Origin of the sequence: Chelativorans sp. (assembly GCF_031180965.1) — a bacterium.
Lineage (GTDB): Bacteria > Pseudomonadota > Alphaproteobacteria > Rhizobiales > Rhizobiaceae > Chelativorans.
Genome location: NZ_JAPSLH010000010.1, coordinates 1 through 26596 on the forward strand (window position 1 = coordinate 1; position 26596 = coordinate 26596).

The following is a 26596-nucleotide window of genomic DNA, read 5'->3' on the forward strand; positions in this document are numbered from 1 at the left end:
GGCGCACCTGGACTGCTAAATCTGTCAAGGAGAAAATGGCGCGAGTGACGGGGCTCGAACCCGCGACCTCCGGCGTGACAGGCCGGCACTCTAACCAACTGAGCTACACCCGCGCATTACGACACGGCGGTAGCGCGTGTCGTGGCGGTCACTTAGGCGGTTCCGGCTAGCCTGTCAAGCGTAGGGGAGGCGCTTTGCCCGGATGAATACCCATATGCGCGGCAGTGCGGCGGCAACGGGTGATTTTCCCTTGCGATTGCTGGCCGAAGCGCCTAAACGGACGGGCTTGAAAGCGGCCTGACCGGCCCCTGGCCGGGCGATTAGCTCAGTTGGTAGAGCGCTTCGTTTACACCGAAGATGTCGGGAGTTCGAGTCTCTCATCGCCCACCACTCCGGCCCGTAGAGCGCGCATGCCTTGGCATCAAACTCTCTTCGGTCTTGCACCAATCCCATTGGCCTTCGCTCTCTTGGCGCACCGGACGCCGGCCCTAGATCGGGACCATGCTCATACGTACCGCGACCCAAGATGACGACGAGTATCTGGTCCGTCACCACCTGGCTCTATGGGAGAGCTACGGGATCGGGCCGGAAAAGCTCAAGCCCGAAGCGGCGCAGACCATTCGGGAGTTCATCCGCGAGGGCAGGGCACATTTTTCCCTGGCCGCCTTCCTTGCCATTGAGGAGGGGGCGGCGCTGGGCTCGGCGGCTTGCCAGATCCATCGGCTCCCCTATCCCGAGGTGACGCTCCCGAGCTTCCGCAAGTTCGGCTATATCTGGCACGTCTATGTCACTCCGGAGGCGCGGCGGCGAGGAATAGCGCGAGCGCTGGTGAAGCATGCGCTGGAGCATCTGAAGGCGATCGGGTGCACGCAGGCGGTGCTGCATTCGTCCGATGCCGGCGAGCGGCTCTATGAAAGCCTGGGCTTCCGTATTTCCAAGGAAATGCGGCTCGACCTCTAGGGCCCAGGGCGCGCCCGGCTCAGCCGGACCCGCCCTTCCTCGCCGGGTGATGGTCGTGATGGCTGTCCTTTTCGCCGCCGCCTCCAGAAACCTTGCTGCGGCTGCGGCGGTCGTCGTCGGGCGCCGGCTTCTTCGGATCACGGGGATCCTTGGCATTCTCGTGCGAGGCGCCGGGGCCGCCCTGGCGGATGGTGTTCGGCGTCTTCTTCGAGGTCGACATGCTCTCTCCCTCAGCGATCCTGCTGATATCCCTGGTGCGTCGTGTTCACCTTGGAATTGCCCTGATGGGCCTGGCGGTCCGGGTCGGGCGCTCCCTCGACTCCGTGCGATCTCGTGTCGGGATCGGGCCGCTTGGCGTCGCCGGTGCCTTTGTTGCTGCGGTTTGCGGGCGGGACGGGTGGCAGTTTGCTTGACATGTTCTTGGCTCCCTATCTTGCCTGCTCAACCGCAAGCGGGGCCACATTGTTCCGCGGCATTTTGGCCAGCTCTTAGGGCTGGATGCCCGCCCGGCGGCGGTTCCAGTCCTCCGCGGCATAGCCGGTCCACCCGTGCTGAGCCCGCAAGGTCGTCTTGCCGGCCTACCGTCCGCCCGACACGTCGAGCAACGCGCCGGTGACATAGGAAGACGCATCGCTGAGGAACCAGACGATGGCTTCGGCGACCTCCTCCGGCTGTCCGGGCCGTCCGAGGGGCGAAGTGGCCCCCAGGCGTTTTGCCCGGTCCGGCTGCCCGCCGCTGGCATGGATGTCCGTCTCGACGAGCCCTGGCCGCACTGCATTTACGCGCACGCCCTCGCCGCCCAGTTCCTTGGCAAGGCCGACGGTGAGCGTATCGACGGCAGCCTTGGCGCCGGCATAGTCGACATATTCGAAGGGCGCGCCGAGCCTGGCAGCCATGGACGAGACGAGGACGATGGAGCCACCCTGGCCGCCGCGGCTTTTGGCAAGCATGCGCGCCGCTTCGCGGGCGCAAAGATAGGCACCGATAGCATTTACCTCGAAGATGCGGCGCATGCGGTCGGCACCGATCTCGGTGAGCGGCAGCGACGGCGCCACGATGCCGGCATTCACCACCACCCCGCCCAGCGGTCCAAGCTCCCGCTGCGCAGCGGCATACATGCTGACAACGTCCTCTTCGACGGCGACGTCGCCCCTAAGTGCGAGGGCGCGTCCGCCTTTGCCCTCGATCTCGGCGACCACCTCCTCGGCCGCCGCGGCATTGCCGAGATAGTTGACGGCCACCGCCCAGCCCTTTGCCGCGCACAGAAGCGCCGTGGCGCGGCCAATGCCCCGACTGCCGCCCGTAATCAGGATCGAACGCATGAAACCTCCCCTTGCTGCTCGGTCGGCCAAAGATGCAGGCAAAGCGGCGGTGCAACAACGCGCAAACTTGCATCCTTGTCATGCGCGCAGCGCTGCCCTGCTCCTCACCAGGGGAACACCCCGCCGCCCTTGCGACTTTATCGAAATTCAGGAGGAGACGGCCTTGACGTTCGAGCAGGCACCGAGGGGAAGCATCGCGCCGGAGAAGGGGAGCGCTGCGGAGGAGCTCGAATACCGCCTCCGCCAGCAGCAGCTCGCGGCTGAATATGCGCTGTTCGCGCTCAGGACGCATGACGTGCAGAGCCTGCTACAGGAGGCCTCGCGCGTCTGCGCGCAAGCTTTGCAGAGCAGGATGTCCAAGGTCATGGAATACCTGCCCGAGGAGGACCGGTTCCTCGTGCGCGCGGGCGTCGGTTGGCAGTCAGGCATCGTCGGAGAGGCGAGGACCGGCGCCGACGAGAAAAGCCCCACAGGCTACGCTTTCAGAACCGGCTCCAGCGTCGTCTCCGACCATCTCACCGGGGAAAGTCGGTTCCGGACCCCAAGAATCCTGGCCGAGCACGGGGTAAAGCGCGCCATCAACGCCGTGATCCAATGCGGCGGCGAGCGTTTCGGCGTGCTCGAGGTCGACAGCCCCGTGGAGGGCAGGTTCACCGAGGCGGATCTGTTGTTCGTTACGGGCCTGGCAAATCTGCTTGGCGTCGCGCTGGAGCGTCAGCGCTTCGAGGAGGCGCTGAGGCGCAAGGAGGAACTGCTCGAGAAGGCGCTTGAACATCAGAAAGTGCTTGCCGACGAGATAGGCCACCGCGTCAAGAACAGCCTTGCGATCGTGGCGGGCCTCCTGAGCATGCAGGCCCGCGCCTCGCCTGACACCACTCTCAGGCAGGCGCTCGACGACGCCCAGGCCCGCGTCCAGGCAATCGCGCGGATTCACGACCGGCTGAGGCGAAAAGAGGATGTCGGCTCTGTCAACCTTGCCGAGTTCCTGGGCGATCTTTGCCGCGATTGTCATGCTTCCGCCCCTCGCCACGAGCTTGTGCAGGAAATAGCGCCCGTCACGCTCGCGACGGATCAGGCGATCTCCCTCGGCCTGATTTCAAACGAGCTGATCACCAATGCGTTGAAATATGCCTATCCCGAAGGCTCCGGCCGCGTCGTAATCAAGGTCGCGGAAGCGGGGGACGGCCTGCTGCGGTTCGAGGTCTGCGACGAAGGAGTTGGCATAGAGGCCACGGCCGGTTCCGCGGCGCCGAGGGACGGGCTCGGCCGGCGCGTGATCGCGACGCTGAGCCGGCACCTCGGCGGTACCCCCGAATGGCAGGATGCCGACCCTGGCACGCGGTTCGTCCTGACGTTCCGGCCGGAAGCGCCGGCCTACTGAACGCCGACCGGCCCACCGGGGCCGCGATTATGTCTTCCTCGAGATGAAACCGGAAGAAACGCTCGACCAAAGAATTTGTTCCAGTCATTCTTTGCCGGAAACGATATTTATTACGTAGCCGCTAGAAGCGCTTTACCAACTTTCATCGCCCTTGTAATCAGCACCGGTTTGGGCAACGGCGCAGGAGCTTTGGGTGGATTCAGAGGGGCTGGGGCGAGGCGACGATCTGTTCTACGGCGGCGGGCGAATGGGCGAGCTGATGCGCGCTCGCGACTGGGCCGCCACCCCTCTCGGCCCGCCGGAGACCTGGCCGCTTACGCTGCGCTCGATGGTGAGGATCCTGCTCACCTCGCGCTACCAGATGTGGATGGGCTGGGGGCCCGAACTCCTTTTCTTCTACAACGACGCCTATACGCCGACACTCGGCGTGAAGCATCCCTCCGCCCTTGCCCGTCCTGCCTCCGATGTGTGGCGCGAAATCTGGCCGGACATCGGACCGCTGGCCGATCACGTGATGCAGAAGGGGGAGGCGACCTATAGTGAGGCGATGCTCCTTCTTTTGGAGCGTAGCGGCTTTCCCGAGGAAACCTATCACACCTTCTCCTACAGCCCTCTCTTCGACGATGCCGGATCGGTCGCAGGCCTCTTTTGCGTTGTCGTGGAGGAGACCGAGCGGGTCATCAACGAGCGGCGGCTCGCGACCTTGCGGGCGCTTGCTTCCGCCGCCGCTTCGACCAAGGCCGAAGCGGAGCTGTTCGGCGCTGTCAATGCCGAGCTGCGGGCAAATCTGAGCGATCTTCCCTTCGCGCTCGCTTATATTTTCGACGGCGACGGTAACGCCCGCCTCGCGGCCTCCTCGGGCGTCGAAGCGGGCCACCCCCTGGCGGCGGAGTTCTTGGCCGCAGCCGACGGGACGTGGCCAATCGAAAAGCTGCTCGGCTTCGGCCCCGCTGTGGAGGTGGAGAACCTTTCCGAGCGCTTCGGCTCTTTGCCCACTGGAGACTGGGACCGGCCGCCGCGCGATGCGCTGCTCGTCCCCATTGCGCAGCAGGGCAATGAGCGCCCGGCGGGGTTCTTCATTGCCGGCATTAATCCGTACCGTCCGCTTGACCAGTCCTATCGCGGGTTCATCGATCTCGTCGCCGGGCAGATCGGCGCGGCACTCGCCAATGTCCGCGCCTATGAGGAAGAGCGCAGGCGCGCCGAGGCGCTGGCCGAGATCGACCGCGCCAAGACGATCTTCTTCACCAATATCAGCCATGAGTTCCGCACGCCGCTCACGCTGATGCTGAGCCCGCTCGAGGAGCTTTTGGCCACGCCGCCGCAGTCCTGGGGGGATCCGCGCCCGCAGGTTGAGGTCGCCCATCGCAATGCGATGCGACTGCTCCGCCTCGTCAACAGCCTCCTCGACTTCTCCCGCATCGAGGCGGGGCGCGTGCAGGCTTCCTATGAGCCGACCGACCTTGCCGCCTTTAGCGCGGAGATTGCCTCCAGCTTCCGCTCAGCAGTCGAGCGCGCGGGCCTGCAGCTCAATGTCTCCTCTCAGCCGCTGGGGCAACCGGTCTTTGTCGACCGGGATATGTGGGAGAAGATCCTGCTCAACCTCCTGTCCAACGCCTTCAAATTCACCTTCGAGGGCGGGATTTCCGTGTCCGTCCGACGATCGCCTGACTGCTCGGCGGCCGAGGTGCGGGTGGCCGACACCGGGATTGGCATCCCGGAGGACGAGCTGCCGCGGCTCTTCGAGCGTTTTCATCGCGTTGAGGGCGCGCAGGGCCGCAGTTTCGAGGGCAGCGGCATCGGCCTGGCGCTCGTGCAGGAGCTCGTAAAATTGCATGGCGGGCGCATAGACGCGGAAAGCGCTCCCGGGCGTGGAACGACCTTCCTCATCACTCTTCCCTTCGGCTCCTCCCATCTGCCGAAGGAGCGTGTGCGCGAGACGAGCTCCGGCCCCGCTTCGATCAAGGCGCAGCCTTTCGTAGAGGAGGCGCTCCGCTGGTTGCCCGACGCGGAGAGGATCGTTCTTCCGGCGGAGGGGCTCGCCTCCATCTCGACCGAGGCCATGGGCTCGGCCTTGGCGCCGCTTCCAGGCGCCGGTAAGCGTATTCTGCTTGCCGACGACAATGCGGATATGCGCGACTATGTCCGCAGGCTGCTGGCCGAGCAGGGATTCCTGGTGCAGGCGGTCGAGGATGGCGAGAAGGCGGTTGCGGCCGCGCGTGCTGCCGCGCCCGACCTGATCATCACCGACGTGATGATGCCGAAGCTTGACGGCTTCGGCGTGTTGCGCGCCGTTCGGGGCGAGCCTCGCCTTGCGGGGATACCCGTGGTCATGCTGTCCGCACGGGCGGGCGAAGAGGCCAAGGTGGAAGGGCTCAACGCCGGCGCCGATGACTACCTGGTAAAGCCCTTCGGCGCTCGCGAACTCCTGGCGCGGGTGGCGGCCAATATCCAACTCGCCGAAGTGCGTCGGGAGGCCGCCCGCGCGGTCATGCACAGCGAGCAGCGCTATCTGATGACCCAGGAGCGCCTGTCACGGGCGCTCTCGACCGGGCGGGTCGCGGTCTACGATTGGAACGTGAACAGCGACCGGCTGAGCATCCAGGGACCGCTCGCCGAGGTGTTCGGCGTCAGGCTGGAGGATGCCATCCAGGGCTTGCCCCTGCAGGCCTTCCTCGACGGCATCCATCCCGATGACAGGGACAAGGCGGCAGCCCTTGTTCAGCGGACGGTCGATACCGGTGAGCCCTTCGAGGCCGAGTACAGGACGCATGGCGGCGGCGAGATTCGCACCGTCCTGTCGCGCGGCCTGATCGAGACCACGCCGGAGGGGGAGCGCATGTTCTCCGGCGTCCTTATCGATCTTACGCACGAGAAAGAGACGGAAACCGCCCTGCGCGAGCAGGGCCGCACCCTGGCGATCCTGAACCGCGCGATGTCCGCCATCGCGGGCGACCTCGACCTGGAGCGCATCGTCCAGACCATCACCGATGCGGGCGTGGAGCTTTCCGGCGCGGAGTTCGGGGCTTTCTTCTACAATGTCGACGACGATGCCGGCGAGCGCTACATGCTCTATACGCTTTCCGGTGCCCCGCGTGAGGCCTTTTCCAAATTCCCCCTGCCGCGCAAGACGCAAGTCTTCGGCCCGACCTTCGATGGGACGGCGATCGTGCGCTCCGATGACATCACCATCGACCCGCGTTACGGCAAGAACCATCCGCGCAAGGGCATGCCCGAAGGGCACCTGCCGGTCAGGAGCTACCTGGCGGTCCCGGTCAGATCGCGGACGGGCGAGGTGCTGGGGGGCCTTTTCTTTGGCCACCCGAAGCCGGGCCGTTTCACCCATAGGGCGGAGGAGCTGATCGTCGCCCTTGCGGGGCCTGCGGCGGTGGCGATCGACAATGCCCGGCTGTTTCAGCAGGCCCGGCGGGAACTCGAGCAGCGCCGCCGCGCCGAGCGGGAGCTGGAAGCGCTGAACGCCACCCTCGAACAGCGTATCGCCGAGGAGGTCGCCGAGCGCGTGAAAGCGGAGGAGGCGCTCCGCCAGGCGCAGAAGATGGAGGCGGTGGGCCAGCTCACCGGCGGCGTGGCGCACGATTTCAACAATCTGCTGACCGTCATCATCGGCGGACTCGATACGATCCGCCGTTCGGGACTCGACGACGGGCGCGTGCAGCGCGCAACCGATATGGCGCTTCAAGGCGCGCAACGCGCCGCCAGCCTGACGAAGCGTCTGCTTGCCTTTTCGCGCCGGCAGCCGCTCGACCCCAAGCCGCTCGACCTCAACCTGATGGTGCGCGACATGACCGAGCTGCTGCACCGCACGCTCGGCGAGACGATCGAACTCGAGGGCGTTCTCGCGCCGCGTCTGTGGACCGTTGAGGTGGATCAGAACCAGCTCGAAAGCGCGATCATCAACCTGGCTGTCAATGCGCGCGATGCCATGCCCGAGGGCGGGAAGCTGACCATTGAGACCGCAAACACCGCCCTGGACGAAAGCTATTCGGCGACCGACGCGGAGGTGATCCCCGGCCAATATGTCATGGTCGCCGTGAGCGACACCGGTATCGGGATGTCGAAGGCGACGCTGGCGCGTGCCTTCGAGCCGTTCTTCACCAGCAAGGACGCGGGACGCGGGACGGGACTGGGCCTAAGCCAGGTCTACGGCTTCGTGAAGCAGTCCGGCGGGCACGTGACCATCTATAGCGAGGAAGGCCAGGGCACCACGGTAAAGATGTATTTCCCGCGCTACAGCGGCAACAGCCAAACCGTGCGCGCCAACATCGAAGTGGCTGCGCCGCGTGGCAGCCGCGATGAGGTCGTTCTTGTGGTCGAGGACAATGATGATGTCCGCAGCTACAGCGTGATGATCCTCTCCGAACTGGGCTACCGCGTGCTCGAGGCCGCGGATGCCGAGGAGGCGCTTAGGATCCTGGAAAACACCCCGCGCGTGGATCTGCTCTTCACCGATGTGGTGCTGCCCGGGATGACCGGACGCGTGCTCGCCGACCGGGCGCTGGCGCGCTGGCCGCATCTTCGCGTCCTCTACACGACCGGCTATTCGCGCAACGCGATCGTGCATCACGGAAGGCTGGACGCTGGCGTGAACCTCATCAGCAAGCCCTTCACCTTCGACGAACTGGCCGTACGGGTGCGCGACATTCTCGATCGGCTCGGGAAATCAGGTCCGGGGGAGGACGGCGGGACCTGACTGCTCGCGGCCCGGCGTAACGCCAGAGGCTAGGTTAGCGACGGCTCGCCTACGAGCTTGAGGCTGCGGCCGACCGATTGCCCCACATAGATGAGAAAGGCGCAGCCGATGGGGAAGACGACCTCGTTCAGCAGCGTTGCCGCGATCTGCGGCGGCCCGGGACTGACGCCGTTCGCCACCGCTGCCTGGTAGGTGAGCCAGCTGATCGCGAGGCCGAAGGTAGCGCCGATAGCCGTTCCCGCGCCAAGATATGGCATGGGCTTCGTCACGTCCTTCTGCGTAAGCTTGGCCAGGAGCCAGCCCAATATGCCGTACTCGATCGCCCGCAGGACGCTGATCGTCGCAAGGGGGAGGAGGGCCGGCTGGTCGGCCGCCCCCAGCACGGTCGCCATCACCTTCTGACTCGATTTGGCGATGGCCAGCGAAATGGGTGCGAAGAGCGCCGCAATGATCCCCGCGAGCAGGGCACGAGCCTTGAGTATGGAGGTGCCGATCCCCACGCCGAGGCAGACCAGGAAGGCCCAGGTGACGCCTTGTGCCAGATCGACCAGGAGCAGAACGCCGGGAAAAGCAGCGCCGCCGAGGAGCTTGGCGGTGAGGATGAGAGCCTGCATCAGGAAGCCGAAGGCGATGGCCAGCATGGCGATGAGGGCTACACGGCGGATCGCAAGATGTGCTTCCGTGGCCGCCTGCGACGGCGGAGTCCGCTGCGCCGGGAATGTCGATGCCATGCTGCAGGCCCCCGAGGAGGCCCGTATTCTAGGCTAAAGGTGCAGGATCAGCAATGCCCGCGCGGTCGGCCCCTGCGGCAGCGAAACTTCGCGCGGAGGGGGGAAGCCGCGACGGGACTGATCCCGCCGCGGCAGTGATCATATTACCGACTACTGAATGATATGGACGATCTTCCGGGTTTCCGGCTCGACCAGCACGGTTCGGCCCTCGACGACCACGTAACGATACTGGACGTCGACATCCGGCGCCTCGATGGCCTGGAGTTCCACCGTATCCGGCAGCGTCGCGCCGACCTCGATGGTCACATCGGCCGGCGGCGTGATCGGCTGTACCTGCCGCTCCACCACATATTCACGGATTACCGTTTCCTGCTCCGGCGAGATGACCACGGTCTGCGCGGCGGCAACGCCGGTCGCGGCGACCAGCAGGAAGGCGCTCAATGTCGTAGCAATTCTGGTTTTCATATGTGTCTCCAAAAGATTTTCTACGCCAGGGAAACCCCTGACGGGAAAACTCGTTCCACCGCTCGCTCGCTTAAGTAATGTGGCTAAAAATGGCAGAAGCGCTGTCCGGGAAGATGGATATACTACTGGAGCGGAGAATATATTCTTATTGGCGACGCTCTTTTTGCTGACGGAAGGTCGGACGCGGCACGAGGGGGCGGACCTGTGCATAGGCACGGCGCATTCCTTGCCCGAGAGCCTCCGCCGGAGCTACATGGGGTCGGTTCAGGAACTTCCCCGAGTCTGCGAGGAAAGCGAAACATGGCCAGCGACCGGCGATCGCGTGACCCGCTGCTTGCGGAAATTGCCCGCATGCAGGGGCGGCCGGAGCGCAATTTCATTCATTTGCGCGTGCACTCCGCCTATTCGCTGCTGGAGGGGGCGCTGCCGCTCGGCAAGATTATCGGCCACGCGATCAAGGACGAGGCGCCGGCAATCGCCATCGCCGATACGAACAACCTGTTCGGGGCGCTGGAATTCGCGCAAAAGGCGGTAAAGGAGGGGGTGCAGCCCATCATCGGCTGCCAGCTGGGCGTCGCCTTCGAGGACGCGTTTGCCGAGGCACGGCGGGGGAACGGGCGCAAGGGGCTCGGCGACTATGAACCCCTCGTGCTGATCGCCGCGACCGACGCGGGCTACAGGAACCTGGTGCGGCTGGTGAGCCGTGCCTATCTGGAGAACGAGGCGGGGGCGGCGACCCACGTGGCGACCCGGTGGCTCGAAGAACATGCCGAAGGCATCATCTGCCTCACCGGCGGGCCGCGCGGCCCCATCGGAACTGCGCTGAGGGGCGATCGGGCCGAGATCGCCGAGGCGCGGCTCCTCTTCCTGAAGAGGACCTTCGGCGACAGGCTTTATGTCGAGCTTGAGCGGCCGCAGGATTTCGACCGGCTCCTTGAGGCGGCGACCGTCAATCTCGCCTATGTTCACGACGTGCCGCTCGTCGCCACGAACGAGGCCTTTTTCCTCACCCGCGACGATTTCGAGGCGCATGACGCGCTGCTCGCCATAGCCGAGGGTTCCGTCGTCGCTTCGGACGACCGGCGCCGGCTTACCCCCGACCACTGCCTGAAGAGCCAGGCGGAGATGGCGGCGCTCTTCTCCGATTTACCCGAGGCGATAGACAACACGGTCGAGATCGCGCTGCGCTGCTCCTATTTCCCGCAGACCCGCGCGCCGATCCTGCCGCGCTTCACCGGCGGCGAGGCCGAAAATGAGGAGGCAGCGCTGAAGGCCGAGGCCGACGAGCTGCGCCGCCAGGCGCGCGCCGGCCTTGAGGAGCGGCTTGCAAGACAGGGGCTCGCCGGAGGCCACAGCCGCGAGGAATATGTCGAGCGGCTGGAATACGAACTCGAGATCATCGAGCGCATGAAGTTCCCCGGCTACTTCCTCATCGTGTCGGACTTCATCAAATGGGCCAAGGCGAAAGGCATCCCCGTCGGCCCCGGCCGCGGCTCGGGCGCGGGCTCGCTCGTCGCCTACGCGCTCACCATCACAGACATCGATCCGCTGCGCTTCTCGCTTCTGTTCGAGCGCTTCCTGAACCCCGACCGCGTGTCCATGCCCGACTTCGACATCGACTTCTGCCAGGACCGGCGCGACGAGGTCATCCGGTACGTGCAGGAGAAGTACGGCCGCGACCAGGTGGCGCAGATCATCACCTTCGGAACGCTGCAGGCCCGCGCCGTGCTGCGCGATGTTGGCCGCGTCCTGCAGATGCCCTACGGGCAGGTGGACCGGCTCTGCAAGATGGTGCCCTCCAACCCGGCCAACCCCACACCTCTCAAAAAGGCGATCGAGGACGAGCCGCGTTTTGCCGAGGAGGTGGAGAAGGAGCCCATCGTCGGCACGCTTCTGGAGATCGCGCAGAAGCTCGAAGGCCTCTACCGCCACGCCTCCACCCATGCCGCGGGCATCGTCATCGGCGACCGGGCGCTGTCCGAGCTCGTGCCGATGTATCGCGATCCGCGCTCCGATATGCCCGTCACCCAGTTCAACATGAAATGGGTGGAGCAGGCGGGGCTCGTGAAGTTCGACTTCCTCGGCCTGAAGACGCTCACAGTGCTCGAAAAGGCGGTGGACCTCATCCGCCGCCGCGGCATCGAGATCGACCTAGCAAAAATCCCCCTGGATGACCCGGAAACCTACGCCATGCTCTCGCGCGGCGAGACGGTCGGCATCTTCCAGGTGGAAAGCGCCGGGATGCGCAAGGCGCTGATCGGCATGAAGCCGGACCGCATCGAGGACATCATCGCGCTGGTCGCCCTCTACCGTCCCGGCCCGATGGAGAACATCCCCACCTACAACGCCCGAAAGCACGGCGAGGAGGAGATCGCCTCGATCCACCCCAAGATCGACCACCTGGTGAAGGAGACGCAGGGCGTCATCGTCTACCAGGAGCAGGTGATGCAGATTGCCCAGGAGCTTTCCGGCTACACGCTCGGCGAAGCCGACCTTCTGCGCCGCGCCATGGGCAAGAAGATCCGCGCGGAGATGGACAAGCAGCGCGAGCGCTTCGTCAAGGGCGCGGTGGAGCGGGGCCTTTCCAAGCCCCAGGCCGACTTCATTTTCGACCTGCTCGCAAAATTCGCCGACTACGGCTTCAACAAGTCGCACGCGGCCGCCTATGCCGTGGTGTCCTACCAGACCGCCTATCTGAAGGCGCACTACCCGGTGGAATTCCTGGCCGCGTCCATGACCTACGACATGGCCAACACCGAAAAGCTGAACGATTTCCGGCGCGATGCCATCCGGCTCGGCATCGAGGTCGTCTCGCCGTCCGTGATGACCAGCTATCGCGATTTCGAAGTGGGCGAGAACCGCATCTATTATTCCCTCGCCGCCATCAAGGGGGTCGGCGACGCGGCGGTCGAGCACATTGTCGCCAAGCGCCGCGAAAAGCCCTTTGCTAGCCTTGAGGATTTCTGCGCCCGCGTCGACCCCAAGATCGTCGGCAAGCGGGTGCTGGAGAGCCTCATCTGCGCGGGTGCCTTCGATTGCTTCGGGCACGACCGGGCGGCGCTTTTCGCCGGTGTCGATCGGCTGATGGGCATGGCGGCGCGCGCGTCGGAAGATGCGGCGATGGGGCAGGGCGACATCTTTGGCGCCGCCGCGCTCGAGCCGCAGAAGCTCTATCTCCCCGCCGTCGATCCGTGGCTCCCGGCGGAAAAGCTGCATCGCGAGTTCCAGGCCGTCGGGTGCTATCTGTCCGCCCATCCGCTCGACGACTACAAGGCGACGCTGGAGAAGATGCGTGTCCAGAGTTGGGCCGACTTCCAGGCGGCGGTGAAGCGCGGCGCCACGGCGGGAAGGCTCGCCGGCACCGTCACGGCGAGGCAGGAGCGCCGCACGCGCACCGGCAACAAGATGGGGATCGTCCAGTTCTCCGATTCCAGCGGCCAGTATGAGGCCGTGCTCTTTGCCGAGACGCTGCAGCAGTATCGCGATCTCCTGGAGCCGGGCAGTTCCGTCGTCATCATGGTCTCGGCCGAGGAGCGCCCGGAGGGCATCGGGCTGCGCATCCAGACGGTGCAGTCGCTCGAGGATCAGGCGAGCCGCGTGCAGAAGGCGCTGCGCGTCTATCTGCGCGACCCGGCGCCGCTCCCCGCCATTTCCGCCCAGCTCACCGCGCGCGGCGAGGGGCAGGTGAGTTTCATCGTCATCAAGGAAGGGGGGCTGGGCGAGATCGAGATCGGCCTGCCCGAGCGCTACCGCATCTCGCCCCAGGTGGCCGCCGCCATGCGCTCCGTGTCCGGCGTGGTGGACGTGGAACTGGTCTAGGCCCGCCTCGGGCTTGGGGCTCCGCTACGGCAAGGAACCCGTTCTATTTTCGCGCTTTCGCCGGTGCGCGACGCCGCCTTCAGGAGCTTTCGGAAAGACGGGCACTCCAGATGGCTCGGCGCGGGACAGTCGGCGACATGGCGAAGCGCGTCACGCAAGACGCGCAGGTCCACCATCTGCCGCTGCAGTTCATCCGCTTTGGCGCGCAGCTCCGCGCGCGGCAGGTCGAGCTGGCCATCCCGCCGGAACATTGCTGCGATCTCAACGAGCGAAAAGCCGGCTGTCTTTCCGAGCGCGATGAGAGAGAGCCTCAACAGCACATCCGGGTCGAACTGTCGCCGAAGCCCGTGCCGGCCAAAGGAGCGGATCAGGCCAATTTCCTCATAATACCGCAGCGTTGAAGGCGGTACGCCCGTGCGCTCGGCGACTTCGCCAATATCCAACATTTTCATGCTTGACCTCAAGTTGGCTTGAAGTCGTAGCATCGCCAAGTGTCGATTTCAACAAGAGGATTGGCGATGGTGAGCGTGGCGAATGTGGGTGCTATGCCGGTCTGGCGAGACAGCCGCGCAATTGCGCTGTTGCTGGCGGCGACACTGACGGTCATGGCGAATGCAGCAATCAGCCCGGCTTTGCCCGGCCTGCAGCGCTCGTTCGCCGGCGATCCCAACGCAGCGATGCTGACGCGCATGCTGGTGACGGCCCCGTCATTGAGCATTGCCCTGCTGGCTCCGCTGGCGGGCCTCGCAGTCGACCGGTTCGGGCGTCGCCGCCTGCTGCTCGCGGGCGTGATGCTTTTCGTGCTCGCTGGAAGTGCCGGGCTGTTCCTGCCTGATCTCCCGACGATTTTCGTGAGCCGCATTGTTCTTGGAGTCGCCGTTGCATTGATCATGACGGCGCAGACCGCCTTGATCGGCGACTATTTCACCGGAGAGGCCAGAAGCGCTCTGACCGGATTGCAAATCTCGGCGCGAAACCTTGGCGGCTTGCTGTTCATCCTGCTGGCCGGCTGGGTCGCGGCAATCTCCCCTCGTTTCGCTTTCGCCGTCTATGCGCTGCCGCTTCTGCTGCTGCCGCTGATGTGGAAGGTGATCGTCGAACCGGGCCGGGCTTTGGCCCGTCAGGAAGGCGCCCCGGCAAGAGGGGCCGGAGAGCTGCCGGCTTGGCATCTGCTGCTTGCAGGCCTGGTATTCCTCCAGGCGTTGACGAACATGTTCTTCTTCATCATGCCGACGCAGCTGCCGTTCTACCTCGACACCCAGGGCTATGACAGCGCTATAATGACGGGCGTGACCCTCAGCGTGCTGATGCTCACCGGCGGGTGCCTCGCGCTGCTCTACTCCCGGATTCAGCGCGCCATCGGCTATGCCGGTGTCTTTGCCTTGGGCTATGCCGCCATGGCTGCCGGCTTCCTGCTGCTGATCCTGCAACAGGATTCCGTTCTGGTCCTTGCCGGCGCCGCGTTCATCGGGGCTGGTTACGCGGTAGTCTCGCCCACTTTCGTCGGCCTAACGCTCAGCCTTGCGCCGCCGCAGCGCCGCGGCCTGGCAGGCGGCGTTCTGACGGCCTCGGTGTTCATCGGGCAGTTCTGCTCGCCCTTGCTCAGCACGCCAATGATCCTGGGCTTTGGATATGACGGGTTGTTCCTCGGCGTGGCCGTCCTTCTGGCCTCGATGGTCGCCGTCGCAATGATCGGCGGTGCCATGCGCCGGCGCCTCGCATCGCCCCTTCGGACTGGCGGTTGAATAGGTCATGCGCGGCGAAAGCGCGAAAAGCCGCGCCAGATGCCCGCCGGAGGTCGCAGCGGCCGTTCGCGTAACCACCGGCGGCCATCGGTCGGAGCTCTCCAGCGGTCGATAGTTTTTCTCCTCCGCTGTCGGTTCCGGCTGCCCTCGGGCGTCTTTCATGCGTCACACGAAGCCGCAACGCCGAAGGAGAGCGGAATGAGAAAGATCATTGTTGGTGCGTTCGTAAGTTTGGATGGCGTCATGCAGGCGCCGGGAGGCCCGGATGAGGATCCCACCGGCGGCTTCGGATTTGGCGGCTGGGTCGCCCCCCATTTCGATGAGACCCTGGGGGAGGCGGTGGGCGAGATGTTCGCCGCGCCTTTCGACCTCCTGCTCGGGCGCAAGACCTACGACATCTTTGCCGCGCATTGGCCCTATGTCGGCCCGGACGATCCGATCGGCCCGCTGTTCGACCGCATCAACAAATATGTGGCGAGCCGCAATCCGAACCTGAAGCTCACTTGGCAGAACAGCCATGCGCTGGGCCCCGACGCCGTCGCGGCGGTGAAGGAGCTGAAGCAGGGAGAGGGGCCAGACCTGCTCACCCAGGGGTCGACCGACTTCCTGAAGAGCCTGTTCGCGGCCGGACTCGTCGACGAGATCAACCTGTCGGTCTTCCCGGTCGTGCTCGGCAAGGGCAAGAGGCTGTTCGGAGATGGCTCCTTCCCGACCGCGCTGAGGCTGGTCAGCTCCAAAACCTCTAAGTCGGGAGTCACGATCAACAAGTATGTGCGCGCGGGCGAGATCGTCACCGGCTCCTTCGAGTTCGAGCAGCCGACGGAAGCCGAGCTGGAGCGGCGCCGAAACCTGACCTGATCGTCCGCCACATCTCCCAGAATAGGCGGGGGGCCTCCAGCCCCTCGCCGGGCGAGCCATCTGCGACCTCGCATTTGCCCCGCCGCCGGGGCCTCGCTTCCTTTGAGCGCAGCGTCGGGCGGCGGCGCCGGACGACGCGTCCCTGGGGGGCCCGCTTCGTCGGCAGGCGGCGTCCTGCGCCGACTCTGCGATTAGGTTTCCAGTTTCCCGGTCGGACCCGATCCGTGTTCTAATCGTCGCGATTCCACGCGCCACCCTCGTTCCGCTTTACCGGTCCAGCCGCCATGTCGTTTTCGGATTTCGTCTACCGCCCGTTCGAGACGCTCATTCGTCCGCTGGACATCCCGGTGACGCCGCTCCCGTCGAGTGGGCCTTTCGCGCTGCTCATGCATTTCGCCTGGATGTTCCGCGGCGTGCTGGCGGCCGTCACCGTTCTGATGATCGGCGTCGAGTGCATCAATCTTGCCACGATCTGGGGCATCTCCTTCATCGTCGACGGCGTCACCACGAAGGGCGCGGCCGCCTTTCTGCACGATCACTGGGTGACACTTGCCGTTCTCGCCCTGCTGGTCTTCCCCATGCAGCCGCTTTTGATCTTCCTCGGCAACACGCTGAACGCTCAGTCGGTGGCTGTCTGCATGCCGGCGGCGATGCAATGGCAGGGCCACAAGGCGGTCGAACGGCAGGACCTCGCCTTTTTCCATGATCTGTTCGCCGGCCAAGTGGCGGCGCGCATATCCCAGGTCGCTTCCGCCGTGCAGCAGCAGATCGTCGTCGCCTTTTACCAGATACCGCTTTTCCTGGTGCAGTTTGTCGGGTCGCTGGTCCTGCTCGGGGCGCTTTCCTGGCCGCTGGCGCTTCCGGTTTTCCTCTGGATTGTCGGCAACGTCGTCATCGCAGTGGCAGCCGTGCCGCATTTCTCCCAGCGTTCGCGCAAGACCGCCCGGGCGCGCAGCCTCATCGCCGGCGCGATGACCGACCTCTACAGCAACATCCAGATGGTCAAGCTGTTTGCGGCTGAGGACAGCGAGGCAGGGGCGATGCGCAGATTCATGGCCGAAGCCATCGAGGCCCAGCAACGCGAAAGGCGCATACACCTGACCACGGACACGGGCGTGGTTCTTCTCAACGTGCTCCTTGTGCTCACCAACATTGCCATGGGGCTGTGGGGGCTCGTCGCCGGCTTTGTCACGGTCGGCGAGTTCGTCGCCTCGATCGCGATCGTGCAGCGGCTTTCAGCCAACGCCCGGGTCTTCCTGGGGATGGGCCAGCAAATATTCCAGGCGGTGGGCACGATCCGTGATGCGATGCCGGTGGTCACCACGCCTCCCACCATAACCGATGCCCCGGATGCCAGACCGCTGACCGTCACTGCCGGCGAAGTCGTGTTCGATAGGGTGCGGTTCGAATACCGGGAGGGACAACGCGTCATCGAGGATCTGTCGCTCACCGTGCGCGCCGGAGAAAAGGTCGGGCTCGTGGGTCTGTCCGGTGCCGGCAAGTCGACCTTGGTGAACCTGCTCCTGCGCTTCTTCGAGCTGCAGAGCGGCGCGATCTATATCGATGGCCAGGATATCCGCACCGTAACTCAGGCGAGCCTTCGGGAGAGCATCGGCGTGGTGACCCAGGATGTTTCGCTGCTGCATCGGTCCGTCGGAGACAATATCCGCTATGGCCGGCCGGGCGCGACGCAGGAGGAGATGGAGCGCGCCGCGGTTCTTGCCGAGGCTGACGGCTTTATTGCCGATCTCAAGGACGGCGAGGGGCGCACCGGCTACGATGCCTTCGTGGGCGATCGCGGAGTGAAGCTCTCCGGTGGTCAGCGTCAGCGCGTGGCGATCGCGAGGGTGTTGCTCAAGGACGCGCCTATCCTCATTCTCGACGAGGCGACCTCGGCTCTCGACAGCGAAGCCGAGGCGGCCGTCCAGGAAAAACTGGCGCTGCTGATGGAGGGCAAGACGGTGATTGCCATCGCCCACCGCCTGTCGACCATTGCGAAGATGGACCGGATCGTCGTGCTCGACAAAGGTCGCATCGTCGAGGAGGGGACGCCATCAGAGCTGCTCGAGCGCGACGGGCTTTATGCGCGGCTGTGGAAGCGGCAGACCGGCGGCTACATTGCCGACGCCATCGAGGGAGCATAGCACCGAAATGGCGGCAGATCTGTCCCCGCGGCTTCTCGCCATTGTGAACGCCCTACCGCTGAGGGAGGGAATGCGTGTTCTGGAGATCGGGTGCGGACCGGGCGCCGCGGCCCGCGAGGTCGCGCGCCGGATCGGCAACGGCCACGTTCTGGCCATCGACCGCTCGGCGAAGGCGATCGCCCAGGCGCGAACCTTGTCTCAGGCCGAGATTACCTCCGGAAAGTTGAGCTTTCGCCAGGTTGCCGCCGAGGAGCTGGAACTGGCGCCGGGGGAGCCGCCCTACGATCTTGCATTTGCCGTGCGGGTCGGAGCCCTGGACGGCCGTCACCCGGAGGCTGAGCGTCAGGCAAAGCGCCGGATCGCGGCAGCGCTGACATCGTCGGGACGGCTGTTCATCGACGGCGGCGATCCGCTTCGCCAGATCGCCCTGGAGGATTGACCTTCGGTCCGAGCTCTCTGGGAAGCGTTCCCACAAGCTATCGGCGGTTGTCCTCCGTTTCGAATGCCGGAGCAAATCTCAGCTCGCCATGTGGCGCGGGACCGAAAGAGACGATCCTTTGCACGTAGCGCCTCTCCAGGTTTCGGTACGATAGCCGACCGTCGCTCTCGAAACCCAGGCGGCCATAGATATCAGGGTTGCCGATCAGCGCACAGCCATGGGCGCCGCGCTCCTTGAGCATCTCCAATCCCTCTTGGATCAGGGCCTTTCCTACGCCCTGCCGTTGTCGCTCTGGCTGGACCGAGACCGGCCCTAGGCCGAACCAGCCATTGTGGCGGCCATCGATCGTGACGGGTGAGAACGCGACATGCCCTATGATCGATCGATCCTCGTCGGCCACTAGCGATAACGTCAGGTCGCCCGATTCGCGCAGTGAGCGAATGATTTGCGCCTCCGATCCGTCGCTGAACGCCATGGGCGCGAACGCCGTTTGGGTCAGCCTATGGATCGCATCCTCATCGCCGGGGCATTCTTTCCGGATCAGCAACACCCTTCCTCCTTTGCACTTGGCCCGCTGTCGATCTGGTCAGCTACTCCCAAGGTTCTATGCGGCCTTGCCGGCCCTGCAGACAAGCCCTATAACAGAACAAAAGAAGAACAATGGAGCCGATCCATGCCGCTCAACCTGCTGCAGAAGCTGGAAATCCTCGCTGACGCCGCCAAATACGATGCCTCCTGCGTCTCGTCCGGCGGCGAAAAGCGCCGCGCAGGCGAGGGCATCGGCTCCGTTACGGAGCAGGGGATCTGCCACGCCTTCACCCCCGACGGGCGCTGTGTTTCGCTCCTGAAGATACTGCTCACCAATTTCTGCATGTATGACTGCGTCTACTGCGTGAGCCGGCGGTCGAGCAACGTGCCGCGCGCCCGCTTCAGCGTCGACGAGGTGGTGAAGCTCACGCTCGATCTCTACCGCCGCAACTGCATCGAGGGACTGTTCCTTTCCTCCGGCATCGCCCGTTCGGCGGACGAGACCATGGCCGATCTGGTGCGCGTCGCAAAGACGCTGCGGGAAGAGCATGCTTTCCGTGGCTACATTCACCTGAAGACCATCCCGGGCGCGAGCCCCGAACTCCTGAACGAGGCCGGACTTTATGCCGACCGGCTGTCGATGAATGTCGAATTGCCGGCAGAAGCTGCGCTCGAGCAACTCGCCCCGGAAAAGTCGGCCACGGAGATCAAGCGCGGCCTTGCCCGCACCCGGGCCCAGATCGAAGCGTCGGCGGAGCCCTCGCGCGCCGGAAGAGCCCGGCCGCCACGCTTTGCTCCGGCCGGGCAGAGCACGCAGATGGTGGTCGGCGCGGACTCGTCCTGCGACCGCGACATATTGCGCGCGAGCGCGGATCTTTATGCCTCGTATGCCCTGCAGCGGGTTTATTATTCCGCCTTCAGCCCCACCGGCCACCCTTCACCCAGCCTGCCGGACAAGGCGACGCCCCTGTTGCGCGAGCATCGGCTGTATCAGTGCGACTGGCTCCTTCGTTTCTACGGGTTCTCACTGCCGGAGGTGGAGGAAGCGATGCCGGGTGGCATGCTGGACCTCTCGGTGGATCCGAAGCTCGCCTGGGCGCTGACGCACCGCGAGGCCTTTCCAGTCGACGTCAACCGCGCCAGCCGCGAGATGCTGCTGCGGGTGCCCGGCCTTGGCACGCGAGCGGTGGACCGCATCATCGCGGCGCGCCCCCATGCGCCGCTACGCCTTCCGGAGCTTGCCCGCCTCACCGGCTCGCTGAAGCGCATACGGCCTTTCATCGTCACACCGGATTGGCGGCCGACGGCGCTGCTGGACGGCCAGCGGCTCAAGCAAAGGCTGGTGCCCAAGCCGCAACAGCTTTCCCTCGGGCTGTAAGATGCTGAGCGTTCCTCTTCCGGAGGATTGCAGCGCGGAAGATTTTCGCGAAGCGGCACGGCGCTGCCTTGCGGCGAATCTTTCGCCGCAACAGGTGATGTTCGCCTGCGGGGACCGCCCTTCGCTGTTCGAGGAGACAGGGCTGGAGGTCGAGCCGGCCAGGCTGAATGTGCCCCGCAGCTTCGTCACGCTCGTCTCGAAAGTCGTGTGCCACAGCGCTGAGGACCGGTTCGCGCTGCTCTACCGGCTGCTTTGGCGGCTGCGCGGCGGCGAGCGCGGGCTGCTCGAAAGTCCCGCCGATCCTGATGCCATGCGGGCCGCACTATATGCCAAGGCGGTCGACAAGGATGTCTACCGCATGCACGCCTATGTGCGTTTCGCCGAACGCGAGGTCGATGGGAAGAAACTGTTCGTCGCCTGGCACGAGCCGCAGCACCGCGTGCTCAGGCTCGCGGCGCCCTTCTTCGTCGATCGCTTCAGCAACATGGACTGGCTGATCGCCACGCCGGTCGGAACGGCGGCCTGGCGCGAGGGCGTCCTCAGCTTCGGGCCACCGGCGGCACGCCCCTTGCGGCAGGGGGACGAGGTGCTGGACGAGCTTTGGAAAGCCTACTACCGCACCACGTTCAACCCGGCGCGCCTGCGCGTGAAGGCGATGGTGGCGCAGATGCCGAAGCGGCATTGGGCTACCATGCCGGAAACCTCGCTCATTCCGGAAATGGTGCATGCGGCCGGTGGCCGCGTGGACGCTATGCAGGAGCGCCCGCCCGACACGCCGCCGCGCTTTGCCGCCGCCGTCGCCGCCCGCATCGCCGAACCGCCGCGGCAGCCGGAAGAGGCCGCACCGCTCGACGCCATCGCGCGGGAGGTGCAGGCCTGTCGGCTCTGCCCGCTCCATGGTCCCGCGACGCAGCCAGTGCTCGGCGAGGGGCCGCCCCATGCTTCCATCATGTTCGTCGGCGAGCAGCCGGGCGACCAGGAGGATTTGGCGGGGAAGCCCTTTGTCGGCCCGGCCGGCCAGGTCTTCGACCGGGCGCTGGCCGAGGCCGGCATTGCTCGGCAGAAGGCCTATGTCACCAACGCGGTCAAGCACTTCAAGTTCGAGCCGCGCGGCAAGCGCCGCGTGCACATGAAGCCGTCCGCAGGCGAAGTGACAAAATGCCGGTTCTGGCTCGAGCGCGAGATCGCCGCCGTCAGGCCGAAGCTGATCGTTGCGCTTGGCGCGACGGCCATGCTGGGGCTCACCGGTCGCACCGTGGCGGTGACGAAGGAGAGGGGGCGCGTTTTGCCCTTTCAGGGCTGCTCCATCCTTGTCACCGTGCACCCGTCCTATCTGCTGCGGCTGCCCGACGCCGATCTCGCCGCGCTGGAATATCGCCGCTTCGTCGAGGATCTGCGCGTCGCGCAGCCCTGGTGCGAAGCGGCATGAGATAGCGCCTGTCTCTGCCGCCCCGTGGTCTTCTAAACCGCGAATTGACTTTTACGTAAATCAGGTGACAGTGTCCCTCCCGTCAGATCGCAGCCGGCGAGGGGGCATGCGCGAATATTATACGATCACGGAACTCACGCGCGAATTCGGCATCTCCACGCGCACCCTGCGCTTTTACGAGGATGAGGGGCTCATCCATCCGGTGCGCCGCGGCCGCACGCGCCTCTACCGCCCCTCCGACCGCCACCTTGTCCGCCAGATCCTGCGCGGCCGGAGGCTGGGCTTTTCCATCAACGAGATCCGCGAGATCATCCAGGTCTACAAGACGCCGCCGGGAGAGGTGGCGCAGCTCCACCTTCTCATCCAGAAGATCGAGGAGAAGCGGCAGGACCTGCGCCAGAAGCGCCGCGACCTGGAGGACACGCTGCAGGAGCTCGACCGCGCCGAGGAGGCATGCGTCGAGCGCCTTGCCGAACTCGGCGTGAAGACCTGACCCCCGCGGCTAAACCCAGCGCCGCACCTTCTTCTGATAGTCGCGATAGCGCTTGCCGAAGCGCTGCGCCAGATGCCGTTCCTCCGGCTCGATGGCAAGCTTCTGCGTGGCGATCGCCGCGACGACGGCGAAGAGGAAGAACCAGGGATTGCCGGTGATCAGGCCGATGGCAACGGTGAGCGTGGTGTTCCCGAGATAGATGGGATTGCGCGTGAACGTATAGGGGCCCTCGGTCACGAGATGCGCCGAGCTCCTGTTCGGCATGACCGTCGTCCTGGCGCGCCGCAACGCCCGCAGGGCGGCGATGTCCATGATCAGGGCCCCCGCCAGGAGAAGCCAGCCGCCGGCGAAGAGGATGTCGACCAGCGGCCTGCCGAACCAGGGCAGGGGATAGACCTGCCCGAGCACCACGCTGGCGGCGATGGCGGCAAGATAAAGGACCGGCGGCCAGGGAAAGCGGCTCGGCGCCTGCTCGGTCGATTGGCTCATCGCGTCTCCTCCCGCCCGGCGGCGGACCGCGCCGCATCGGACCCCGATCTAGCCATTGTTCTCCACCGAGCACTGGATGGCAAGATTGTCTACCCAGCTCTGGGCGTCGCGGCTGCCGCCCGTTGCGAAGAGATCGCCGACCCGGCCCTGCGCCGTCGCCTCGTCCAGCACGCAGCCGCAATAGGCGCGGCAGAAGCCCTCGTCGCGATGCGGCATGCACTGCGCAATGCAGGCCTGCAGGAACCGGGCTCCCGGGTCCGGCGGCGGCGGCGGCACCACCTGTGCGAAGAGCCACAGGCCGGAGATCAGCACCGGCTGGTGCAGCAGGTAGAAGGCGAGGCTATGCCGGCCGGCCGCCCCCAGAAGCGGCAGCTTGTCGTCGAGCCGGATGCGGCGCAGACGGGCGAAGAGGCCGGCCCTGTCCGCTGCCTTGGCGGCGGCGATCCCCAGAAGCACCGCTCCGAACCAGGGGAAGATCGGGATGAAGTCGTTCGTGGAAGGCACGTTGCGCGAGAATCCGGTCCACCAGAAGACGGGATGGTCGAGGAATTGCGCTTGCACGAAGTGAGGGGCGGCGATCACCGCCGCCGCAAGCACCAGGAGCGCCGCAACCGGGAGCCGCAGCGCCGCCGCGCCGAGCACGGTCGCGACCGCGATATGGTGCAGGATGCCGAAGAAGATGAAGGAATCCGGGAAAAGGATATAGGTGACGAGCGTGATGGCCGCCGCCGCCCCGGCGATCATTGCCAGCCGGCGCAGGAAGGAGCGCCGGCGAAACCCGCCGCCATGGGCGAGATAGAGGCTCACGCCGACGAGGAACAGGAACGAGCTGGCGATGCATCTTGCGAAGATGCGCCAGCCGCCCGTCACCGACGTGCCGGGCTCGATATAGCCGAAGAAGTCGAGGTCCCAGGTGAAGTGGTATATGGCCATCGCGACAAGCGCCACGCCGCGGGCGATGTCGACGAGCTCGATGCGGGATCGTTCCGGCTGCACCATGTCTCCCTGCGCGAGCTTTCGCGCCCTCACACCATTGCGCAGAACGAAAGGCATATTATCTGCCCTGGATCAATGGTTTCGACGGCGGCACAGGGAGAAGGACATGAAGACGCTGACGGCGAACGGCGCGCAGATTCCGGTCATCGGCCTTGGCACCTGGACGCTCCGGGGCTCCGCCTGCACCGATCTTGTCGCCCATGCGCTGGAGCTCGGCTACCGCCATGTCGACACCGCGGCCGCCTATGACAATGAGCGCGAGGTGGGTGAAGGGATCAGGCGCTCCGGCATCCCGCGCGAAGACATCTTCGTCACCACCAAGGTCTGGTGGACCGATCTTGCGCCGGCCGATCTGGAGCGTTCGGCCGCGCAGAGTTTGGAGCGCCTCGGGCTCGACCATGTCGACCTGCTGCTCGTGCACTGGCCCAATCCGGCCATTCCGCTGCCCGACACCATGGCGGCGCTGAACCGCGTGCGCGACAAGGGCTGGACGCGGCATATCGGCGTCTCGAATTTCCCCACCCGTCTCATCGAGGAGGCCGTCCGGCTGTCGCCGGCGCCTCTCGCCGCCAACCAGGTCGAGTACCACCCCTATCTGAACCAGGACAAGGTGCTCGCCGCCTGCCAGGCCAATGGACTGGCCATGGTCGCCTATTCGCCGCTCTACCGGGGCGGCATCCTCCTGCAGCAGCCCGCCGTCGCGGCCGCCGCCGAAAGGCACGGCAAGACACCCGGGCAGATCGTGCTGCGCTGGCACCTGCAGCAGGAGGGCCTGGCGGTCATTCCGCGCACCAGCCGGCGCGAGCGGCTCGCCGAGAATATCGGCATCTTCGATTTTGCCCTCGACTCGGCTGAAATGGAGGCCATCAGCCGCTTGCGCAGCGCCGGACGGCGCCTCTGCGATTATGGCTTCTCGCCGGAGTGGGACGCGCCCTGAGCGCTGGCTGGACCAGCGCGGCTGCCCGATCGCCCGGCTGCAGAAACATCCTCTGAGACCTCCCGCTTTCCCGCCCGCCGGATTTTGCCGCATTTTATGCTAGAAGGCGCGGGGGACGACTGATTCCCGGCGCCACCGAGCCGGAATCGAGCCGATTGAGAGGATTCCTATGAAGAAAGCGATAGCCCTTGCCCTTGTCGGAGCCTTGGCGGCGGGATGCGTGACGACCGCTGATCCCTATACGGGCCAGCCGAAGCTTTCCAACACGGCGGGCGGAGCGGCGCTCGGGGCGCTTGCCGGCGCTGGCCTTGGCCTGCTTGCGGGCGGCGATGACCGGCGCAATGCGCTGATCGGCGCGGGCATCGGCGCGCTCGCCGGCGGCGGCATCGGCGCTTACATGGACCAGCAGGAAGCGCAGCTGCGGGGCCAGCTTCAGGGCACGGGCGTCGGGATTACCCGCCAGGGCGATTACATCATCCTCAACATGCCCTCCAACATCACCTTCGCAACCGACTCCGCGTCGATCCAGCCGGCTTTCTACCCGACGCTGAACTCGGTGGCGCTGGTGCTGAAGCGCTATAACCAGACCCTCGTCGACGTCTACGGCCACACCGATTCCACCGGCAGCTACGAGCACAACATGCAGCTGTCGCAGCGCCGCGCCGCCGCGGTCGCCGACTACCTCATGGCGCAGGGCACGGACAGCCGCCGCTTCGCCGTGATCGGCCAGGGTCCGTCGCAGCCGATCGCCTCCAATGCCACCGAGGAGGGCAGGGCGCAGAACCGCCGGGTGGAGATCCGCCTCGCCCCGCTCACCGCCGCCGGCTACTGAGGTTCAGACGGACCTCTCCGCCGCGAGGGCAACCGCAATGCGCGCCGCAAGGCGCGCATTGTTTTTGACCAGGGCGATATTCGTCGTGAGGCTCCTGCCACCGGTCAGCTCGAAGATGCGGGCGAGCAGGAAGGGCGTGACCGCCTTCCCGGCGATGCCCTCCGCCGCCGCGTCGGCCTGCGCCCGCGCGATGTGATCGGCCATTTCCTCCGCCGGGATCTCCGCCTCCTCGGGCACGGGATTTGCGACCAGCATGCCGCCGGAGATGCCGAGCGCGCCGCGCATCTTCTGAAAGGCGGCGATGTCGCCCGGCGAATCAAGGCGCAGTGGCGCTGGGCAGGAGGAAGTCCGCGACCAGAAGGCCGGCATGATATCGCTCCGGTACACCACCACCGGAACGCCGCGCGTCTCCAGCACCTCCAGCGTCTTTGCGATGTCGAGGATGGCCTTCGCCCCGGCCGAGACGACGATCACCGGCGTGCGCGCCAGTTCGTCGAGATCGGCCGAGATGTCGAAGCTCGTCTCGGCGCCGCGATGCACGCCGCCGATCCCGCCCGTGGCGAAGACGGCGATGCCGGCCAGATGCGCGCCGATCATGGTGGCGGCCACCGTCGTGCCGCCGGTGCGCCCTTGCGCCATGGCAAAGGCAAGATCGGCGCGGGAAAGTTTCAGCGCGTCGCGGCGCTGTGCCAGCGCCTCGCGCTCCGGCCCGGAAAGGCCGATCTTCAGCCGCCCGTCCATGACGGCGATCGTCGCCGGCACCGCCCCTTCCTCGGCGATGATCTCCTCCACCTCCGCGGCCATTTGGTTGTTCTGCGGCCAGGGCATTCCATGCGTGATGATGGTGCTTTCAAGCGCCACCACCGGCTCTCCCGCTGCCAGCGCCTCGGCCACTGGCGGATGAATATCTGTCGCCTGGGGAAGGGGCATGGAAACTCC

23 protein-coding genes and 2 tRNA genes are annotated in these 26596 nt (G+C 65.7%); 14 read left to right on the forward strand and 11 right to left on the reverse strand.

Annotated elements, in window-relative coordinates:
* Positions 1-36 precede the first annotated feature (36 nt).
* Positions 37-113 (reverse strand) — tRNA-Asp (locus tag RIN79_RS09710).
* Between the two features lie 201 nt (positions 114-314).
* Here RIN79_RS09710 and RIN79_RS09715 point away from each other — a divergent pair.
* Positions 315-390 (forward strand) — tRNA-Val (locus tag RIN79_RS09715).
* 111 nt (positions 391-501) lie between these two features.
* Complete coding sequence (locus tag RIN79_RS09720) at positions 502-960, forward strand: GNAT family N-acetyltransferase (protein WP_309084458.1); 459 nt, start codon at positions 502-504, stop codon at positions 958-960.
* 19 nt (positions 961-979) lie between these two features.
* Here the strand turns inward: RIN79_RS09720 and RIN79_RS09725 are convergent, their stop codons facing one another.
* From RIN79_RS09725 to RIN79_RS09735, 3 genes are all read right to left on the reverse strand, one after another.
* Entirely contained in the window at positions 980-1180 is a 201-nt protein-coding gene (locus RIN79_RS09725; RefSeq protein WP_309084459.1) for a hypothetical protein, read from the reverse strand.
* Positions 1181-1190: 10 nt separating this feature from the next.
* On the reverse strand, positions 1191-1376 hold the full coding sequence (locus RIN79_RS09730) for a hypothetical protein (RefSeq protein WP_309084460.1): 186 nt from the start codon (positions 1374-1376) through the stop codon (positions 1191-1193).
* Between the two features lie 162 nt (positions 1377-1538).
* Positions 1539-2282, reverse strand: coding sequence for an SDR family oxidoreductase (locus tag RIN79_RS09735; RefSeq protein WP_309084461.1), 744 nt, complete (start codon positions 2280-2282; stop codon positions 1539-1541).
* 163 nt (positions 2283-2445) lie between these two features.
* Here RIN79_RS09735 and RIN79_RS09740 point away from each other — a divergent pair, with 163 nt between their 5' ends.
* On the forward strand, positions 2446-3663 hold the full coding sequence (locus tag RIN79_RS09740) for a histidine kinase dimerization/phosphoacceptor domain -containing protein (RefSeq protein ID WP_309084462.1): 1218 nt from the start codon (positions 2446-2448) through the stop codon (positions 3661-3663).
* Positions 3664-3856: 193 nt separating this feature from the next.
* The gene (locus tag RIN79_RS09745; RefSeq protein WP_309084463.1) at positions 3857-8374 is read left to right on the forward strand and encodes an ATP-binding protein; all 4518 of its coding nucleotides are present in this window, start codon (positions 3857-3859) and stop codon (positions 8372-8374) included.
* A gap of 29 nt (positions 8375-8403) precedes the next feature.
* Here the strand turns inward: RIN79_RS09745 and RIN79_RS09750 are convergent, their stop codons facing one another.
* Positions 8404-9105 (reverse strand): hypothetical protein, encoded by a 702-nt coding sequence (locus RIN79_RS09750; RefSeq protein WP_309084464.1) that lies wholly within the window; start codon positions 9103-9105, stop codon positions 8404-8406.
* A gap of 150 nt (positions 9106-9255) precedes the next feature.
* Positions 9256-9570 (reverse strand): DUF1236 domain-containing protein, encoded by a 315-nt coding sequence (locus tag RIN79_RS09755; protein WP_309084465.1) that lies wholly within the window; start codon positions 9568-9570, stop codon positions 9256-9258.
* A 351-nt stretch (positions 9571-9921) separates the two neighbouring features.
* Between RIN79_RS09755 and dnaE the strand changes: the two genes are divergently transcribed.
* A complete protein-coding gene (gene dnaE / locus RIN79_RS09760; RefSeq protein ID WP_309084573.1) occupies positions 9922-13389 on the forward strand; it encodes a DNA polymerase III subunit alpha in 3468 nt (1155 codons plus the stop codon).
* Here the strand turns inward: dnaE and RIN79_RS09765 are convergent.
* Positions 13386-13841, reverse strand: coding sequence for a helix-turn-helix domain-containing protein (locus tag RIN79_RS09765; protein ID WP_309084466.1), 456 nt, complete (start codon positions 13839-13841; stop codon positions 13386-13388). The genes dnaE and RIN79_RS09765 overlap by 4 nt on opposite strands.
* Before the next feature lie 66 nt (positions 13842-13907).
* Here RIN79_RS09765 and RIN79_RS09770 point away from each other — a divergent pair, with 66 nt between their 5' ends.
* The 4 genes from RIN79_RS09770 (at position 13908) to RIN79_RS09785 (ending at position 18575) form a co-directional block, all read left to right on the forward strand.
* Positions 13908-15134, forward strand: a complete 1227-nt coding sequence (locus RIN79_RS09770) for an MFS transporter (protein ID WP_309084467.1) — start codon at positions 13908-13910, stop codon at positions 15132-15134.
* A 198-nt stretch (positions 15135-15332) separates the two neighbouring features.
* Complete coding sequence (locus RIN79_RS09775) at positions 15333-15992, forward strand: dihydrofolate reductase family protein (protein ID WP_309084468.1); 660 nt, start codon at positions 15333-15335, stop codon at positions 15990-15992.
* 284 nt (positions 15993-16276) lie between these two features.
* The gene (locus tag RIN79_RS09780) at positions 16277-18136 is read left to right on the forward strand and encodes an ABC transporter ATP-binding protein (RefSeq protein ID WP_309084469.1); all 1860 of its coding nucleotides are present in this window, start codon (positions 16277-16279) and stop codon (positions 18134-18136) included.
* A gap of 7 nt (positions 18137-18143) precedes the next feature.
* A complete protein-coding gene (locus tag RIN79_RS09785; RefSeq protein ID WP_309084470.1) occupies positions 18144-18575 on the forward strand; it encodes a class I SAM-dependent methyltransferase in 432 nt (143 codons plus the stop codon).
* Between the two features lie 37 nt (positions 18576-18612).
* Here the strand turns inward: RIN79_RS09785 and RIN79_RS09790 are convergent, their stop codons facing one another.
* A complete protein-coding gene (locus RIN79_RS09790) occupies positions 18613-19122 on the reverse strand; it encodes an N-acetyltransferase (RefSeq protein ID WP_309084471.1) in 510 nt (169 codons plus the stop codon).
* Positions 19123-19248: 126 nt separating this feature from the next.
* Between RIN79_RS09790 and RIN79_RS09795 the strand changes: the two genes are divergently transcribed.
* The 3 genes from RIN79_RS09795 to RIN79_RS09805 all read left to right on the forward strand — a co-directional run bounded on the left by RIN79_RS09795 (position 19249) and on the right by RIN79_RS09805 (position 22403).
* Complete coding sequence (locus tag RIN79_RS09795; RefSeq protein WP_309084472.1) at positions 19249-20481, forward strand: putative DNA modification/repair radical SAM protein; 1233 nt, start codon at positions 19249-19251, stop codon at positions 20479-20481.
* Between the two features lies 1 nt (position 20482).
* Complete coding sequence (locus tag RIN79_RS09800; RefSeq protein WP_309084473.1) at positions 20483-21910, forward strand: UdgX family uracil-DNA binding protein; 1428 nt, start codon at positions 20483-20485, stop codon at positions 21908-21910.
* Positions 21911-22016: 106 nt separating this feature from the next.
* The gene (locus tag RIN79_RS09805) at positions 22017-22403 is read left to right on the forward strand and encodes a MerR family DNA-binding transcriptional regulator (RefSeq protein ID WP_309084474.1); all 387 of its coding nucleotides are present in this window, start codon (positions 22017-22019) and stop codon (positions 22401-22403) included.
* Between the two features lie 9 nt (positions 22404-22412).
* On the opposite strand, the gene RIN79_RS09810 is transcribed toward RIN79_RS09805, so the two are convergent.
* On the reverse strand, positions 22413-22892 hold the full coding sequence (locus tag RIN79_RS09810) for an isoprenylcysteine carboxylmethyltransferase family protein (protein ID WP_309084475.1): 480 nt from the start codon (positions 22890-22892) through the stop codon (positions 22413-22415).
* 48 nt (positions 22893-22940) lie between these two features.
* Positions 22941-23945, reverse strand: coding sequence for a heparan-alpha-glucosaminide N-acetyltransferase (locus RIN79_RS09815; protein WP_309084476.1), 1005 nt, complete (start codon positions 23943-23945; stop codon positions 22941-22943).
* 49 nt (positions 23946-23994) lie between these two features.
* Between RIN79_RS09815 and RIN79_RS09820 the strand changes: the two genes are divergently transcribed.
* Together RIN79_RS09820 and RIN79_RS09825 are read left to right on the forward strand one after the other, a co-directional pair.
* Positions 23995-24825, forward strand: coding sequence for an aldo/keto reductase (locus RIN79_RS09820; RefSeq protein WP_309084477.1), 831 nt, complete (start codon positions 23995-23997; stop codon positions 24823-24825).
* A 169-nt stretch (positions 24826-24994) separates the two neighbouring features.
* Positions 24995-25657 (forward strand): OmpA family protein, encoded by a 663-nt coding sequence (locus RIN79_RS09825; protein ID WP_309084478.1) that lies wholly within the window; start codon positions 24995-24997, stop codon positions 25655-25657.
* A 3-nt stretch (positions 25658-25660) separates the two neighbouring features.
* On the opposite strand, the gene RIN79_RS09830 is transcribed toward RIN79_RS09825, so the two are convergent.
* Positions 25661-26587, reverse strand: coding sequence for a pseudouridine-5'-phosphate glycosidase (locus RIN79_RS09830; RefSeq protein ID WP_309084479.1), 927 nt, complete (start codon positions 26585-26587; stop codon positions 25661-25663).
* Positions 26588-26596 lie beyond the last annotated feature (9 nt).

Coding starts and splice junctions, on each gene's coding strand:
- RIN79_RS09805 (WP_309084474.1), top strand. CDS start 22,017: ATGCGCGAATATTATACGATCACGGAACTCACGCGCGAATTCGGCATC.
- RIN79_RS09830 (WP_309084479.1), bottom strand. CDS start 26,587: ATGCCCCTTCCCCAGGCGACAGATATTCATCCGCCAGTGGCCGAGGCG.
- RIN79_RS09720 (WP_309084458.1), top strand. CDS start 502: ATGCTCATACGTACCGCGACCCAAGATGACGACGAGTATCTGGTCCGT.
- dnaE (WP_309084573.1), top strand. CDS start 9,922: ATGCAGGGGCGGCCGGAGCGCAATTTCATTCATTTGCGCGTGCACTCC.
- RIN79_RS09800 (WP_309084473.1), top strand. CDS start 20,483: ATGCTGAGCGTTCCTCTTCCGGAGGATTGCAGCGCGGAAGATTTTCGC.
- RIN79_RS09780 (WP_309084469.1), top strand. CDS start 16,277: ATGTCGTTTTCGGATTTCGTCTACCGCCCGTTCGAGACGCTCATTCGT.
- RIN79_RS09755 (WP_309084465.1), bottom strand. CDS start 9,570: ATGAAAACCAGAATTGCTACGACATTGAGCGCCTTCCTGCTGGTCGCC.
- RIN79_RS09765 (WP_309084466.1), bottom strand. CDS start 13,841: ATGAAAATGTTGGATATTGGCGAAGTCGCCGAGCGCACGGGCGTACCG.
- RIN79_RS09825 (WP_309084478.1), top strand. CDS start 24,995: ATGAAGAAAGCGATAGCCCTTGCCCTTGTCGGAGCCTTGGCGGCGGGA.
- RIN79_RS09810 (WP_309084475.1), bottom strand. CDS start 22,892: ATGAGCCAATCGACCGAGCAGGCGCCGAGCCGCTTTCCCTGGCCGCCG.
- RIN79_RS09725 (WP_309084459.1), bottom strand. CDS start 1,180: ATGTCGACCTCGAAGAAGACGCCGAACACCATCCGCCAGGGCGGCCCC.
- RIN79_RS09735 (WP_309084461.1), bottom strand. CDS start 2,282: ATGCGTTCGATCCTGATTACGGGCGGCAGTCGGGGCATTGGCCGCGCC.
- RIN79_RS09775 (WP_309084468.1), top strand. CDS start 15,333: ATGAGAAAGATCATTGTTGGTGCGTTCGTAAGTTTGGATGGCGTCATG.
- RIN79_RS09785 (WP_309084470.1), top strand. CDS start 18,144: ATGGCGGCAGATCTGTCCCCGCGGCTTCTCGCCATTGTGAACGCCCTA.
- RIN79_RS09820 (WP_309084477.1), top strand. CDS start 23,995: ATGAAGACGCTGACGGCGAACGGCGCGCAGATTCCGGTCATCGGCCTT.
- RIN79_RS09750 (WP_309084464.1), bottom strand. CDS start 9,105: ATGGCATCGACATTCCCGGCGCAGCGGACTCCGCCGTCGCAGGCGGCC.
- RIN79_RS09795 (WP_309084472.1), top strand. CDS start 19,249: ATGCCGCTCAACCTGCTGCAGAAGCTGGAAATCCTCGCTGACGCCGCC.
- RIN79_RS09730 (WP_309084460.1), bottom strand. CDS start 1,376: ATGTCAAGCAAACTGCCACCCGTCCCGCCCGCAAACCGCAGCAACAAA.
- RIN79_RS09770 (WP_309084467.1), top strand. CDS start 13,908: ATGGTGAGCGTGGCGAATGTGGGTGCTATGCCGGTCTGGCGAGACAGC.
- RIN79_RS09815 (WP_309084476.1), bottom strand. CDS start 23,945: ATGCCTTTCGTTCTGCGCAATGGTGTGAGGGCGCGAAAGCTCGCGCAG.